The organism is Achromobacter insolitus (assembly GCF_002209555.1).
GTDB lineage: Bacteria > Pseudomonadota > Gammaproteobacteria > Burkholderiales > Burkholderiaceae_B > Achromobacter > Achromobacter insolitus.
Window position 1 is genome coordinate 368,581 of sequence record NZ_NJIF01000004.1, and the last position, 14,035, is coordinate 382,615.

General features: G+C 64.6%; 18 protein-coding genes. 9 read left to right on the forward strand and 9 right to left on the reverse strand.

The window, feature by feature from the left end:
- Positions 1 to 37: 37 nt before the first annotated feature.
- A complete protein-coding gene (locus CEY08_RS16775) occupies positions 38 to 265 on the forward strand; it encodes a hypothetical protein (RefSeq protein WP_042794515.1) in 228 nt (75 codons plus the stop codon).
- Between the two features lie 202 nt (positions 266 to 467).
- Here CEY08_RS16775 and bamC read toward each other — a convergent pair whose 3' ends face one another.
- The 4 genes from bamC to CEY08_RS16795 all read right to left on the reverse strand — a co-directional run bounded on the left by bamC (position 468) and on the right by CEY08_RS16795 (position 3,946).
- Positions 468 to 1,592: an NlpB/DapX family lipoprotein gene (gene bamC, locus CEY08_RS16780; RefSeq protein ID WP_063641091.1), complete on the reverse strand. Its 1,125-nt coding sequence runs from the start codon at positions 1,590 to 1,592 to the stop codon at positions 468 to 470.
- Between the two features lie 17 nt (positions 1,593 to 1,609).
- Entirely contained in the window at positions 1,610 to 2,515 is a 906-nt protein-coding gene (gene dapA / locus CEY08_RS16785) for a 4-hydroxy-tetrahydrodipicolinate synthase (RefSeq protein WP_042794517.1), read from the reverse strand.
- Positions 2,516 to 2,602: 87 nt separating this feature from the next.
- Positions 2,603 to 3,250: a site-2 protease family protein gene (locus CEY08_RS16790; protein WP_042794518.1), complete on the reverse strand. Its 648-nt coding sequence runs from the start codon at positions 3,248 to 3,250 to the stop codon at positions 2,603 to 2,605.
- Between the two features lie 69 nt (positions 3,251 to 3,319).
- A complete protein-coding gene (locus CEY08_RS16795) occupies positions 3,320 to 3,946 on the reverse strand; it encodes an L-threonylcarbamoyladenylate synthase (RefSeq protein ID WP_076814737.1) in 627 nt (208 codons plus the stop codon).
- 86 nt (positions 3,947 to 4,032) lie between these two features.
- Between CEY08_RS16795 and ypfJ the strand changes: the two genes are divergently transcribed.
- The 3 genes from ypfJ (at position 4,033) to CEY08_RS16810 (ending at position 6,368) form a co-directional block, all read left to right on the forward strand.
- Positions 4,033 to 4,887, forward strand: a complete 855-nt coding sequence (gene ypfJ, locus CEY08_RS16800) for a KPN_02809 family neutral zinc metallopeptidase (RefSeq protein WP_042794519.1) — start codon at positions 4,033 to 4,035, stop codon at positions 4,885 to 4,887.
- A gap of 183 nt (positions 4,888 to 5,070) precedes the next feature.
- Positions 5,071 to 5,607: a hypothetical protein gene (locus CEY08_RS16805; protein WP_042794520.1), complete on the forward strand. Its 537-nt coding sequence runs from the start codon at positions 5,071 to 5,073 to the stop codon at positions 5,605 to 5,607.
- Entirely contained in the window at positions 5,604 to 6,368 is a 765-nt protein-coding gene (locus CEY08_RS16810) for a DUF1828 domain-containing protein (protein ID WP_042794521.1), read from the forward strand. Before CEY08_RS16805 ends, CEY08_RS16810 begins: the two co-directional genes overlap by 4 nt.
- Before the next feature lie 8 nt (positions 6,369 to 6,376).
- Here the strand turns inward: CEY08_RS16810 and CEY08_RS16815 are convergent, their stop codons facing one another.
- Positions 6,377 to 6,649: a hypothetical protein gene (locus CEY08_RS16815; RefSeq protein ID WP_041655905.1), complete on the reverse strand. Its 273-nt coding sequence runs from the start codon at positions 6,647 to 6,649 to the stop codon at positions 6,377 to 6,379.
- 271 nt (positions 6,650 to 6,920) lie between these two features.
- Positions 6,921 to 7,655, reverse strand: a complete 735-nt coding sequence (locus CEY08_RS16820; protein WP_042794523.1) for an ArsR/SmtB family transcription factor — start codon at positions 7,653 to 7,655, stop codon at positions 6,921 to 6,923.
- A gap of 85 nt (positions 7,656 to 7,740) precedes the next feature.
- Here CEY08_RS16820 and CEY08_RS16825 point away from each other — a divergent pair, with 85 nt between their 5' ends.
- On the forward strand, positions 7,741 to 9,006 hold the full coding sequence (locus tag CEY08_RS16825; RefSeq protein WP_076814740.1) for an MFS transporter: 1,266 nt from the start codon (positions 7,741 to 7,743) through the stop codon (positions 9,004 to 9,006).
- Here CEY08_RS16825 and CEY08_RS16830 read toward each other — a convergent pair.
- The 3 genes from CEY08_RS16830 to CEY08_RS16840 all read right to left on the reverse strand — a co-directional run bounded on the left by CEY08_RS16830 (position 8,966) and on the right by CEY08_RS16840 (position 10,427).
- Positions 8,966 to 9,598: an FMN-binding negative transcriptional regulator gene (locus tag CEY08_RS16830; RefSeq protein WP_076814741.1), complete on the reverse strand. Its 633-nt coding sequence runs from the start codon at positions 9,596 to 9,598 to the stop codon at positions 8,966 to 8,968. The genes CEY08_RS16825 and CEY08_RS16830 overlap by 41 nt on opposite strands.
- Positions 9,599 to 9,693: 95 nt before the next feature.
- Positions 9,694 to 10,179, reverse strand: a complete 486-nt coding sequence (locus CEY08_RS16835) for a GNAT family N-acetyltransferase (protein WP_076814743.1) — start codon at positions 10,177 to 10,179, stop codon at positions 9,694 to 9,696.
- Between the two features lie 53 nt (positions 10,180 to 10,232).
- A complete protein-coding gene (locus CEY08_RS16840) occupies positions 10,233 to 10,427 on the reverse strand; it encodes a hypothetical protein (RefSeq protein ID WP_042794527.1) in 195 nt (64 codons plus the stop codon).
- A gap of 277 nt (positions 10,428 to 10,704) precedes the next feature.
- Between CEY08_RS16840 and CEY08_RS16845 the strand changes: the two genes are divergently transcribed.
- The 4 genes from CEY08_RS16845 to CEY08_RS16855 all read left to right on the forward strand — a co-directional run bounded on the left by CEY08_RS16845 (position 10,705) and on the right by CEY08_RS16855 (position 14,027).
- Positions 10,705 to 11,400, forward strand: a complete 696-nt coding sequence (locus tag CEY08_RS16845) for a DUF3313 domain-containing protein (protein WP_076814745.1) — start codon at positions 10,705 to 10,707, stop codon at positions 11,398 to 11,400.
- A 197-nt stretch (positions 11,401 to 11,597) separates the two neighbouring features.
- Positions 11,598 to 11,765: a hypothetical protein gene (locus CEY08_RS29980; protein ID WP_164793875.1), complete on the forward strand. Its 168-nt coding sequence runs from the start codon at positions 11,598 to 11,600 to the stop codon at positions 11,763 to 11,765.
- 232 nt (positions 11,766 to 11,997) lie between these two features.
- A complete protein-coding gene (locus tag CEY08_RS16850) occupies positions 11,998 to 12,900 on the forward strand; it encodes a LysR family transcriptional regulator (RefSeq protein WP_063641083.1) in 903 nt (300 codons plus the stop codon).
- A gap of 188 nt (positions 12,901 to 13,088) precedes the next feature.
- Entirely contained in the window at positions 13,089 to 14,027 is a 939-nt protein-coding gene (locus CEY08_RS16855) for a hydroxymethylglutaryl-CoA lyase (protein ID WP_076814747.1), read from the forward strand.
- Positions 14,028 to 14,035: the final 8 nt, after the last annotated feature.

Genomic DNA, 14,035 nt, shown 5'->3' on the forward strand with positions numbered 1-14,035 from the left:
TGGGGTTTCAAGAGTCGTCATCTACAGGAGTCTAAAAATGATGAGCAAAACCTTGATTATTGCCTCGGTGCTGGCCGTCGCGCTGAGCGCCTGCAACAAGAAGGAAGATGCCCCGGCGCCCGCGACCAACCCCGCCCCGGGCGCAAGCACGCCCGCCCCGTCCACGACGCCTCCGGCCACCGCACCGGCTCCGGCGCCCACGCCCAACACCACGCCGGGCGGCGGTTCCACCACCCCCGGCGGCTCGACCACGCCCGCGTCCTAATAAAATTCAGAGACGAACCCCCGCTCTGAAGACGCAAGAAAAAGCCCCGGCTATTGCAGCCGGGGCTTTTTTTTCGTCCGCGGCGCTCAGTTGGAGCGCGACGCCCTGGTCAACATAGGCACCAAGAAAAGACGAAAAAAAAGAGGCCCCATCCGGGGCCTCTTTGCGCAGGCCTGCGCCAAGGCGCAGGACCGGTTCGTCTTTACATCTTGTCCTTCAGCACGCTCAGCAGACGCTGGGCGGTGGCGCTGTTGTCGCGCGCGCCATTGGCATCCAGCACCGTCACCAGGGTCTGATCCCCGCTTGCGGCCAGGTGGATACGGTATTGCGGCGCTTCGGCCTTCTTGTCGCCCGAGAACATGCGGCTGAAGAAGCCCGGCTGCTCGATCTTCTCGCCCGTGTCGGTATCGACATAGCGGACGAAGTAATCGCCAGCGGAGCGGTCGCGATCGTCCACGGCAAAACCGCCGCCGTCCAGCGCCACGCCGACACGACGCCATGCGCGGTCGTAGGATTCGCTGACGATAAGCGACGCGCCTTGGGCACGCACGTCCTGCTGCACGGCCGGCTTCTGCGGCGCCGCTTCAGCCTGCTGGACCAGCTTGCGAGCGTTGTCGACGTCCGAACCCAGATAGACCATCATGCGGGCGAGCATGGCGGCGTTCAGGCCCGGATCTTCCTTGCCGTTTTGCCATTGCACCTGCATGCCGTCGCTGCCCACGCGCTTTTCAAGCATCTGGCGGTGGCTGACGTAGATCTCGGTATGGCCGTTCACGCGTTCGACGCGAGTACGGAATTTCTCGCGCTCGCCGCTATCCCAGGCCGACTCGAGGATCATGCCCAGGGCCTGGCGCAGCCAGCTTTCCGGAATCTTGGCGCGGTTTTCGGCCCAATCGGTTTCGATCAGGCCAGCCGACGGATTATTGCTGGCCACGGTAAAGCCGCTTTCGGTCCAGAAGTCCACCAGACGCGGGAACACGTCTTCCGGCGGACGATCCACGACCAGCCAGCGCAGGTCGCCGTCACGTTCGACGCGCATGTCCTGGCGGCCCGGAAGCACGTTGCTGGTCTTGGGCTGGCTGGCTTGAACCTGGCCCTGCTGCTGGAACTGCGAATAGGTGGTCGAGCCCGAGGCGGGCGCGCGGTAACGCGGATCGCTGTTGGCCTGGGTCAGGTCAGGCGGGATGCTGAGGGGCTCTCCACGCTGGGTGACTGCGCTCTTGTAATTGACGGACTCTTCATTGCCCAGGAATTGATTGACCTCGCTACAACCGGCCAACAACACCAGAGACATCAATGCCGACAAACCGGCATGACGTTTGTTCATACGTATCCTCACGATATTTAGAGCAGGCCCGTTTCCTGGAGCGCGGCGCGCACGGTCGCGTGGTGCTGCGCTCCGAGTTCAACCAGCGGCAGCCGGTAGCCCAGTGCGCTGCGGCCCATTTCGGCCAACGCCCACTTGACAGGGATGGGGTTGGCTTCAACGAACAAAGCCTTGTTCAGACGCGCCAGGTACGCATTAAGTTCGCGCACCTTCGGCACATTGCCAGCCAGGGCGGCGGCACAGAGCTCGCGCATGAGCTTCGGCGCCACGTTGGCCGTTACGGAAATATTGCCGCGCGCGCCCAGCAGGATCAGGGCAGCGGCGGTGGGATCATCCCCGCTGAAAACCTGGAAGCTGGCCGGCGCTTCACGCAGCAAGAGGCCACCGCGGGCGATGTCGCCCGTGGCGTCCTTGATGCCGATGATGCCCGGCACCTGCGCCAGGCGCAGGATCGTCTCGTTGCTCATGTCGGCAACGGTACGGCCCGGCACGTTGTACAGGATGGTGGGCAGATCGACGGCTTCCGCGACGGTGCGGAAGTGGCGGTACAGCCCTTCTTGCGAAGGCTTGTTGTAATAAGGAACGACGGACAGGCCGGCCTGCGCGCCCACGGCCTTGGCGTGGCGCGTCAGGTGGATGGCTTCGTCGGTGGAATTGGCGCCCACGCCCGCGATGACCGGAATGCGGCCCGCTGCGTGTTCGACGGCAACGCGGATCAGTTCCGCGTGCTCTTCCATGGACACCGTAGGCGACTCCCCGGTAGTGCCCACCACCACCAGTGCGTCGGTTCCTTCCTGGATATGCCAGTCGATCAGCGACCGGTAGGCAGCGTAGTCCAGGCTGCCGTCGGGCTGCATAGGGGTGACGAGGGCCACCATGCTGCCTTGGAAATTAACGCCTGCGGCGGTTGCAGGGGATGCCATAAATGTAGGGCTCCAAAACCCCACGGCAGGATGCCCCGGGGCCAGAATCAATGAAACTATTGAGTTTAACGGATATTGGCTGAAATCCTACAGAAACCACTGGACTATGGTCGTCCCCATGGCAAGCACGGGGCGCATCAAAAGCCAGAGCACGTCCGTCACCAGCAGGACAACGACGATCACCAGGCCATACGGCTCGATTTTCGAGTACTGCCAGGCCATGCGATTGGGCAGCAGGCTGAAGAGGATCCGTCCCCCGTCCAGGGGCAGGATGGGCAGCAGATTCAGCGCCATGAGCACCAGGTTGACGTTCACCCCGGCCACGGCCATTTCGAACCAGAACGACTCCTGCAGCCCGGACTCCAGGAAGAGGCGCAAGGAGAACGCCCACAGGACGGCCATGAGCAGGTTCGCGGCGGGCCCTGCCAACGCCACCCAAAGCATGTCCTGCTTGGGCCTGCGCAAGCGGCTGAAATCCACCGGCACGGGCTTGGCCCAGCCGAACAGCATGCCGGGGCTGCCCAATAGCTTGGACGCCAGCAGGATCGCCACCGGCACCAGCAGCGTGCCGACGGGATCGATGTGCCGCGCCGGATTCAGGCTGATGCGTCCGGCCTGGTAGGCCGTGGGGTCGCCGAACATGCGCGCGACAAAGCCGTGCGCGGCTTCGTGCAAGGTGATGGCGAAAATGACCGGTATCGCGTAGACCGCAATGGTTTGAATGATGTCGTTCATGGCGAACCGGATTGTAGATGAGCCACGAGCCGGCGCATGCCGGCTTTTGGATCGGCGCGGTGGACGCAGTCAGCCAAGACCGAGGGTGGCAGGATCGCCTCGTCCGACGCGCACCACCACCGGCTCGTCGCCGGTAAGGTCGATCACGGTGGTGGGCGATTGCGGGCAGGCGCCCGCGTCGATGATGGCCGCCAGGGAATGTTCGTAGCGTTCGCGGATTTCTTCCGCGTCGTTCAGCGCTTCGGTCTCGTCCTTGGGGATGAGCGTAGTGGACAGCAAGGGCGCCCCCACCTGCTCCAGCAAGCCCAGCATGACCGGATGATCCGGCACGCGGATGCCGATGGTCTTGCGCGATGGGTGCGACACGCGGCGCGGCACTTCCTTGGTGGCTTCGAGGATGAAGGTCCAGGGTCCCGGCGTGGCTGCCTTCAGCAGGCGGTACTGGCGGTTGTCGACGCGCGCGAAATGGCCGATTTCGGCCAGGTCGCGGCATAGCAGCGTGAGATGATGGCGCTCGTCCAGGCCCCGCAGGCGGCGCAGTCCGTCGGCGGCGTTCTTGTCGTCCAGACGCGCCACCACGGCGTAACTCGAGTCAGTGGGTACCGCGACCAATCCCCCGTCGGCAAGCCATTGGGCCGCCTGCTTGAGCAGGCGCGGTTGCGGATTCGCGGGATGGATGGAGAAATACAGGGCCATGGGTTTATCCTAACACTCTTGAAGGCCGCTCAGTAAAGGGCGGCGATGCAAAATGGCGGGAACGCCGACCCGCCCGGAGAAAGAGTATGCGCCTTGATGACTCGCGCGAAAGCGACAATGTGGAAGACCGCCGTTCCAGCGGCCCACGTATCGGCGGCCGCGGCACCATCGGCATAGGCACGATCGTGCTCGCCCTGGTCGCCATGTATTTCGGCGTGGATCCCAGCGTGGTCCTGCAGATGGCCGAAGGCCCGCCCGTGCAGCAACAGGAGACACCGGCCTCGCGCCCGCCCGCCAACGACCCGCAGGCCGTCTTCGTCTCCAAGGTGCTGGGCGAAACCGAAGACACCTGGAGCGCCATCTTCCAGAAAGACCTGAACCGCCAGTACGTGGCGCCCAAGCTGGTGCTGTTCCGCGGCGCCACGCCCACCGCCTGCGGCACGGGGCAGTCGGCCATGGGCCCCTTCTACTGCCCGGGCGACAGCAAGGTTTACATCGATCTGGCGTTCTTCGACGAATTGCAAAGCCGCTTCAAGGCGCCCGGCGATTTTGCCCAGGCTTATGTGATCGCGCATGAGGTCGGGCATCACGTCCAGCACCTGCTGGGCATTTCGGATCAGGTCGACAATCTGCGGCGCCGCAACCCGTCCCAGGCCAACGCCTTGTCCGTGCGCATGGAGCTGCAGGCCGACTGCTTCGCGGGCTTGTGGGCGCAGCGCGCCAACGCGGCGCGCAACATCCTGGAAAGCGGCGACGTGGAAGAAGCCCTGGCCGCCGCCACCGCGATCGGCGACGACCGCCTGCAAAAGCAGAGCCAGGGCTATGTCGTGCCCGACACCTTCACGCACGGATCCTCGGCGCAGCGCGTGCGCTGGTTCAAGCGCGGACTGGAGAGCGGCAGCATCAAGCAATGCGACACGTTCGGCGCCAGCTCGCTGTAGGCGCGTGAGCACCAACTCCCGCGCCGCCCTCTTCGCTGTATATCCATACAGCAAAGAGGGCGGCGCAGTCTTCATCTTGTAAGATTACGCCCCCTCGCTGTGTTGCGCGTGCGTTCGCCGCTGCGCGGCGCATGCCAGGCGCGCTGTCCGGCGCGCGCATTTCCAAGACCCTAGATCCGTTCCATGGCCAACAAGTTCGAACCGTTAATCACCGTTGATGAGGTGCAAGAGATTCTTGCCGAACCCAAGGAAACCGTAAAACCGATCACCTGGGCGCCGAAGCCCGCCGCCAGCAATCCCCAGTGGATGGAATTCGCGTGCGCCTGTCGGGTCAAGGGCGAAGTGCGCGAAGACGTGATCTTCCGAGCAATCTATCGCGGCGCCCGCACGGCCGTGCATGGCCAGGCCACCATTTTCCTGGCCGAAGCGTTCTGCGCCAGTCTCTTCGTGGGCCCGCACCGCGTGTTCGGCGTGGACACCGACGACTCCTTCCACACCAGTCTGGTGGGCGAAGGCCGGCCGCAGTACCGCAAGCCGCTTGCGGACCGCAGCCATGAACACATCTGGGTGGACGAAGGCGAAGGCTATGCCGAGCCCATCGTGCCCGCCCTGCAGAATATCGGCGCGCTGATGCAGTATTTCCTGCCGCGGGCGAACCTGACGCTGACCGGCGGTTTCGCGCATCCCCTCAAAGGCCGCCAAATCGAACTGATCCTATGAGCAATTTCCTGGAAGCCTCCGGCTGGACCGTCCTGCCGGCGGGTGAACACGCCATCCGAGCCATATCGCCCATGACGCTGGGCCTGGACGGACAGCACGCGGCCTTCTTCATCGCGCATCCCGACGAGTCCACGTTCTATCTGACCGACGCCTGTGAGACCGCGATGCACGCCTCCAGCTACGGCATCGACCTGGCGGCCAAGCGCATCGACATCCTGAATGAAACGCCCGGCGTCAGCCTGGCGCACTTCGACCGCGACGGCGCCATCGTCGCGTCCGGCCCCAACGAACAACTGCAGGAAGCCCTGTGGGATGCGGTCAAGCTGGCGATGGCGCTCTCGTTCCAATGCGCCAAGTGGATGCCCAAGTTCAGCCAGCTGCGCTTTCGCGCGCAGGTCGGACGCGCCTTGACGGCAGGCGTGGGCGTGAACCGGATGGTCAAGGGCGCGCGCGCCAAAGGCAGCAGCGGCCACACGGCCGACTTCGCGTTCGCGGTACGGGCAGCCGGAAGCACCGCGCTGACCTACATCGAGCCCATCGCCCTGAAGGCCGGCAAGAAAATGGATTGGACGCAGGTCTACCAGACCCACGGCAAGATGTCAGACGTGAAGATGGCCGACGCGCGCAACTCGCGCATGGTCATCCTGGAAGACGGCGCCTCGGCCGAGGAATTCAAGAAGGCCGTGACCATACTGGAACAGTCCGCAACCGTGCAGACGCTGGCCAAAACGCGGGATTGGCGGGAAGTCTTTTCCAGCTAGGATGGGCGTCAGGCTGGCATGTTGGTCAGGCCGTCGACGATCTCGCGGCCATGCAGGATGGCTGCATGCACCGCTTCGCGCGGACTGTAGACAAAACCGCCTTCGGCAAAACGCGGAACCGGGTATTCGTCGCCGCCTTCGAGCACGGCGCCTGCCTGGACCACCATCACCGACGCAATGAATACGGGGCCACTGGATTGCGCCTGAACCTCGGCGTCTGCGCCCCGGGACACTTTGGCCGTCAGCCGGTATCCCTTGTAGATCAAGTTGTTCTGATGCACTTCGGATGCCCTCTTTCTGCGATCCAGCATACCCCGGCTGTTCATGACAGGTCGGATAAGTTTTGTAACCCTGGCAGAAAATAGAAACACTGTTGCATCGCAAGAATTGCGTCCCCATTTGCCGCACGCAACGCGCGGAGTGATTGGGGGAGTCGCCCGGCCAGGCGTGACGCGGCTTGTGGCGTGATGCATAGCCTGGCCGTGATATGTCCCCAGAGCGAATCCGGGGGATTTCCCTAGCCCTGTTGCATATGCACACCTTGTTGCGTGATCACGCAGCGGCGTGCAGGTCTCGCTGCGCGAAACCCCGGGCGACTTCATCGGCCTGGCCGAAGAACGAGGGAAATTGCCGTTCGCCCTTTTTCGTGATGCTCAGCGCCCGCGAATCCAGGTCCTTGCTGACCCAGCCGCGCCGGGTCAGCGCATCCAGCAGGGCCGCGCCCAAGGCGCCGCCCAGATGCGAGCGGCGTTCGCTCCAATCCAGGCAGGAACAGGCGAAGCGGCGCCGGCGCTGGCGCGCCTGCGCCACGTCCACGCCAATCTGCGCCAACGCGGCCTCGCCCAGCGGCGTCAGGAGGTAATCGCGCCCATCCGCCGCCAGCCATTGCCGCGACAACATGGCGTCGTGGATACGCACGGCCAGCGTGCCAGCCATATGGTCATAGCAGGTGCGCGCCTCGCGCAGGGCGGAAGGCGTATTGGGCTTGAACGGCGCCCGTTCGGCGCCGGCCACGACCAGCAACGCCTCCAGCGCATGTGCGACCTCACTGTTGGACAAGCGGTAATAACGATGCTTGCCCTGCACGGCCATTTCAACCAGGCCTTGCTCCCGCAGGCGCTGGAAATGGCTGCTGGCCGTGGAAGCGCCGATATCGGCGGCGGCGGCCAGTTCGGTCGCCGTGCGGGCGCGCCCGTCCAGCAACACGCACAGCATGCGTGCGCGCGCCGGGTCGGCGATGGCGCCTGCCACGGCGGAAAGATTGATGTCGGCGAACTCGGATTCCATGATTCGACCCTGATCAAAGTGTTGCGTGCACGGTCAAGCATACTGCGACTCGACACCACAAGACAGCCGGCCCTGCCGGATAGCCATGCGCGCAACCCAACCCTTCTTCGGCTGGACCGTTCTTTACGCCACGTTCGTCCTCGCGGTCTTCGGCTGGGGCGTGGGCTTTTATGGCCCGCCCGTCTTCCTGCACGCGGTGGCCGGGCGCACAGGCTGGGGCGTCGCCCTCATATCGGGCGCCGTCACCCTGCATTTTCTTTGCGGCACCGTGGTGGTCGCCAATCTGCCGCGCCTGTATCGGCGCTGCGGCGTGCCTGCGGTGACGCTGGGCGGCGCCGTGCTGCTCGCATTGGGCGTGGGCGGCTGGGCCACGGTCGCGCAACCCTGGCAGTTGTACGTGGCCGCGCTCTTTTCCGGCATGGGTTGGGTGACCTTGGGCGCGGCAGCCGTTAATGCGTTGATCTCCCCCTGGTTCGCGCGCCGCCGGCCCGCCGCGTTGGGCATGGCCTACAACGGCGCCAGCGTAGGCGGCATCGTCTTTTCGCCCTTGTGGGTCTACCTGATCAGCCACGCCGGCTTCGCACAGGCCGCGTGGTGGGTCGGCCTGGCCATGGTGGCGGTGATCGCGGTGCTGTCGCGCAAGGTGTTTGCCATTACGCCGCAGCAGCTCGGACAGGAACCGGACGGCGCGACAGGAGCGCCGCACGCGGTGGCCGCCGCAAGCTCCGTATCGCCAGTGCCGGTGGCGAACCTGTGGCACAACCGGGCTTTCCTCACACTGGCTGCGGGCATGGCGCTGGGGCTGTTCGCCCAGATCGGCCTGATTGCTCACCTGCTGTCGTTGCTGGCGCCACTGCTGGGCGCGCAGACCGCCGGAATTGCGATGGGACTGGCGACGGCTGCGGCCATCGCAGGCCGAACGTTGGTGGGCTGGTTGATGCCGGCCGGGGCGGACCGGCGCATCGTAGCTTGCCTGGCCTACGCGATACAGATCGGCGGCTCGTTGGTCCTGATGCTGGCCGCCGAACACGCCTGGGCCATCTGGCTGGGCGTACTCCTGTTCGGCTCGGGCATAGGCAACGCGACTTCATTGCCGCCACTGATCGCGCAGAGCGAATTTGCGCGCGAGGACGCGCAACGCGTGGTGCCGTTGATCGTCGCCATATCGCAAGGCGCCTATGCCTTCGCGCCTGCCTTGTTCGGCCTGCTGCGCGCCTGGTCCGAGCAGGCCGGACAGCCGCTCTTCTGGTTCCTCGCGGTAGCAGCCAGCCTGCAGGCGGCCGCCATCGCAGGTTTTGCGCTGGGGCGGGTCAGGCCAACCCGCCGCGACGGGCAACCAGCGCGGCCATGACGGCATCGCCGGCTTCGCCCGCCAGGCCTTCGGCCACCCCGCGCCGATCGGCAAGCGTGCGGTTCTGGCTGACTTTCCATTTGCCTTCGATGCGCGAGACAGGAATCTCCACGCCCACGATGGCGCGCATCTGCGCGGCGATGAAATCCGCTGGCGCCTCATCCACGCGCCAGGGTTGCGTCCTGGCCTTCTCCTGGCTATCGGTCAAGGCATCCAGCTGTGCGCGCAGCCAGGCCGGATCATCCTGGATGACCGGCGAGCCCCAGACATGCACGGCGACGAAATTCCAGGTGGGCACGACCTTGTGGGTTTCGGCCTTGGTCGGATACCAGGAGGGCGTCACGTAGGCTTGGGGCCCGTGAAAAACGATCAGGCACTCCCGGCCCGTCGCCAGGTCGGCAAGCTGCGGATTGGCCCGGGCCACGTGCAAGCGCAGCACGCCGTGCGGCCCTTCGGGATACAGCAGACAGGGAATATGGTTTGCCATCAACCCGCCATCGCCGCTGGTCATGAGCACACCCAGGGGATGGGCGCGGATGAAATCGTGCTGAACTTCAAGCGAATCTTCGCGAAAGGCGGATGGCAGATACATGGCGGGTTCGGCGGTAGCGGGCAAAGCCAGAACATACCGCTATCGTGGCCCCATTACCAGGGCCAGGCCAAGCCCTTTTCATGGGGCCACAGAACTCAAACCGCCAGTGGCTTTTCCAGCAGCACGGTCGTAAAACCGCTGTCCCACTCTTCGTCTGGATAGCTGTCGATTTCCGCGTAGCCATGTTTGCCGTAGAACCGCCGGCTCCGCTCGTTGAAGGTGTCCGTCTCCAGGCGCGCGCGTCCGAACCCCTGGTCGCGGATGGCCGCTTCCACCCGGCTCAGCAAAGCCCCGCCCACGCCCTGGCCTTGCCTCGCGGGATGCACATGCAAGGCCCAGATGAAGTCGTTCTCCCAGTCCGCCATGCCAGCCAGCACGCCTTCGATTTCACACACCAGGAAGAGGTGCCCCCGGGTGCGCACATACGTGGCCGTCTTGCCGCTTGCGCGAAATTGCCGATCCCTTTCGGCCGTCATTTGTGGCATCCACGTGCCTTCGTAGGTGCGCATCAGCAGGTCTTCCAGCAATGCCGCATCCTCGGGCCGCGCGGGCCTGATCAAGAATTTCTGTTGGTCCGTCATGCGCGGCAGTGTAGCAATGCCCGCGCCCAGGCCGCGAAGGGAGATGCGCGCAGCTATCGTCGCACCCGCTCGTACGCCTGGTTCATGCGGTCCCGAGCCTGCGTTTCATTGGCATAGGCACGGTCATAAGTGTCCAGGCAATCCTGCGTGGGATTCGGCCACTTTATCGCGGCGATTGCGTCGGTGAGCTCGTCGCGGGCCCGCTGCCAATCCTTGACGGCGGCATACCACTGCTTGGCGGTGTCCATAGTTGTCTCCCTATGTTCACGCTTCCATCGTAGTCCCGCGGCGGCATCCCGCGGCGGCTATTTCGGCCTACCCGAAATGGCGCCGGGAGTCGGTGCCTGGCATTCAGGAGCAAGCGAAATCCACTTTTACGAAAATGGAATTCTGCTTTCCGGCGAAACCTTGTTTTCACCCCCACGCAAGACGCCAATGCGCGAGACGAATGAAGCAATAATTGCGCAGGCCATGACGCGCGGCCTCCCCCGCGGCGTCGGACGTCACTAATTGGAAGACAAGAACATGAAGCTCCATCTCGCCCTGGCCGCCTGCTGCGCAGTGATCGGCCTTGCCGGCTGCACCAACCTGCCCAAGCCGCAGAACTACTCCACGTCCCTGGGCGAAAACCAAAGCCGGCTCAAACAGGATCCCGACTGGAGCGCTGGCATGGTGTGGGTGCGTCCCGGGCCCCCTGTCAGCAGCCAGTACCAGAAGAAACTCATTCTCGAACCGGTGCGGTACATCCAGGGCGACCGACCGGATGAGCTGAACATGAAGGATGACAGCGTCATGCGCGAGCGCGCGCTGGCATACCTGAACGAGGCGATCCGGCGCGAGTTCGAGCAAGCCGGCTATCAATTGCTGACCCGCCCCGCGCCGCACGCGCTGCGCCTGTCCGCCGCCATCACCGGCACGTTCCGCAACGAACGCGACCCCAGGATCATGGAGTACGTACCCATCGGCTTCGTAATCGGCCAGACGGTCAAGGCTGCTGGCTACCGGGACCAATCCGCTCGCCTGCTGCTCGAAGCCGCCCTGCGCGACGCCAACACCAACGAATTGCTCATCACTTCGCTCGGCACCGTGACGGGCGGCAATCTGCCTGCCGACCGCCAACCCACGGCGGACGACGTGCGCAGCGCCATCGATGACTGGGCGCGGCATGCGCGCGAACAGTTCGACCGCATCTGGCTCGAAAACGAACCGCAAGCCGGTTAGCACCGGCGCCCGGCGCAAGCTCCTGCCTGGCGCCGACAGCTCCTGATCCATCAGGGCGGAACATAATGGGGCATCGCGGGTCGAATCCATCGCGTTTTTCACCTGAAAATCACGATGTGATGAATATTGACGTCAACCCTCACTTACCCAGCGCCACGGCTAATGCTACTGTTCCGCCTGTGCAAGGAGTACATGCAATGGATCAGAAAACCAAGCCCTGGGCTTTTCCCAAGCCGCATCCGGAAAACACCCCCCGGGGCGAACGCAACAAACAGGAGTTCGACGCTCCTGCCCAAACCCCGAAAACTGCGCCCAAGCCGCGCGGCAAGAAGGAGACACCGGCCGCCAGCCGGGCTCGCTCATGAGCCTGGCGGCTATGGCACGCGCCGCCGCGGCCCTGGCCTTCACGATGCAGGAACGCTAGCGGCGCGCCATCGCCGTTCCGCTTGCCGGGCGCGCCGGCCAGATCCCAAGAAGCAAAGCCCCCGTGCATGGTCGACGCCAGCGGCACGGGTGGAAGCAGGCTCAGCGTAATCCCCTAGGCCTGCCGCGCATCACACCCGCTATCCTCGCGGACGTGTCTATGCGCGACTACCCATGACCCCTCGTCTGGATCTGTATACCCTGCAGGTGTTCCTGGCAGTGCTGGAAGAAGGCAGCATCGCCGCTGCCGCCACGCGCGAACATATCGCGCCGTCAGCACTGTCCAAGCGCTTGTCCGAACTCGAACGCGTTCTGGACGTGCCGCTGTTCCAGCGCCATGCGCGCGGCATGGAACCCACCAGCGCCGCGCGCGCGCTGGCGCGGCGCGCGCGCACTTTGCTGCATCAAACCCAGGACCTGGCCGACGAAATCCGCGACTACTCCACCGGCCTGCGCGGGCGGGTGCGCGTGGCGGCCAACCTGTCTTCGATCGCGCAGTTCCTGCCGATGGAACTGCGCCGCTTCCTGACGCAACATCCTCACGTGCAGATCGATCTGGAAGAGTCCGTCAGCTCTGGCGTCACCCGCGCGGTAATCGACAACACCGCCGATATCGGCGTCTACACGCAGTCCGACGACGAAAACGGCCTGGACATCTTTCCCTACCACCGCGACGTCATGGCGCTGGTGGCACCTTCCGGTCACCCCCTGTCGCGGCACCGGCAGATATCGTTTGCCGACACGCTGGATTACGACCACGTGGGCATGCACCGGGGCAGCGCCGCGAACTATCTGTTCACGCGTGAAGCCGCCTCCATGAACCGCTCGCTGCGGCTGCGCTTCCAGGTCACCTCTTACGACGCGCTGGTGTCCATGGTGCGCGCGGACCTGGGGATAGGCATTGTGCCGACCAAGGCCCTGTCCGCTTACGTCTGCGATGAACTCTGCATCATTCCGCTGACCGATGCCTGGGCCAGGCGACAACTCAAATTGTGCGTGCGCAGCAATGAATCGCTGTCGGGCGCCGCCCGGCTGCTGCTGGATCACCTGATCGCTGAAGCCGCAACGCAGCAATAACGTCCGCGGCCCTGCCGCCGCGCGAGGCATGCCGTCCGAGCCATCGCGTTTCGCGATACCCCGCCGAATATTCACGATTTGTCCTGCCGGGGTCCATCACTGAAGATAGTGGCCGACAACCCATGTCCCGGACATCGCCGCGAGACCCTCGCGCAAGCGCGGATCCGGGCGCCAGGAGACGAAAAGCCGTGAGCCTTCCAGACCGAGTCGAAATCGTGGAAGTCGGCATGCGTGACGGGCTGCAAATCGAGTCCGAGTTCGTGCCCACTGACACCAAAATCCAGATCCTGAACGCGCTGATCGATGCTGGCGTACGGCATTTCGAGGCCACGTCTTTCGTGTCGCCGCGCGCCGTGCCGCAGATGCGCGATGCCCAGGACGTCCTGGAAGGCGTGCATAAGCGTCCGGGCGTCGTGCTGGGCGCGCTGGCGCCCAACCGCAAGGGCGTCGAACGCGCGCTGCAATCGAAAGCCGACGAAGTCGTCGTATTCCTGTCGGCCACCGAAAGCCACAACACCAAGAACCTGAACCGTCCCGTCGAACAGTCGCTGCGCGACATCGAAGACGTCGCACAGCTGTTGAAAGACCATCCCATCAAGCGCAAGGGCGCCATTGCCGTCGCCTTCGGCTGCCCTTTCGAAGGCGACGTGGATCTGGGTCGCATCCGGACCATCTTCGACCATTTCGCGCGCCAGGGCTTCGATGCCGTGACACTGGGGGACACCACCGGCATGGCCACGCCGCGCCTGGTACGCAACACGGTCGAAGCGCTGCGCGCCGACCATCCCGGCATCAAGATATCGCTGCACTTCCACAATACGCGCGGCATCGGACTGGTGAACGTGGTGGAAGGCCTGCGGGCCGGCGTCACTTCGTACGAGTCTTCGCTGGCGGGCCTGGGTGGCTGTCCGTTCGCCCCCGGCGCCACCGGCAATATCTGTACCGAAGACCTGGTCTATCTGCTTGATGAAATGGGCGTGGACAGCGGTATCGATCTGGGCGAGCTGATCAAGGTGGCGCAACGCCTGGAAGGCATTATCGGCCGCGGCCTGCCCGGCCAGCTGATGAAGGCCGGACCGCGCCTGCGCCTGCACGACTACAACGTAGCCGCCGGCGCCGTGGGCTGAGGAGGCAG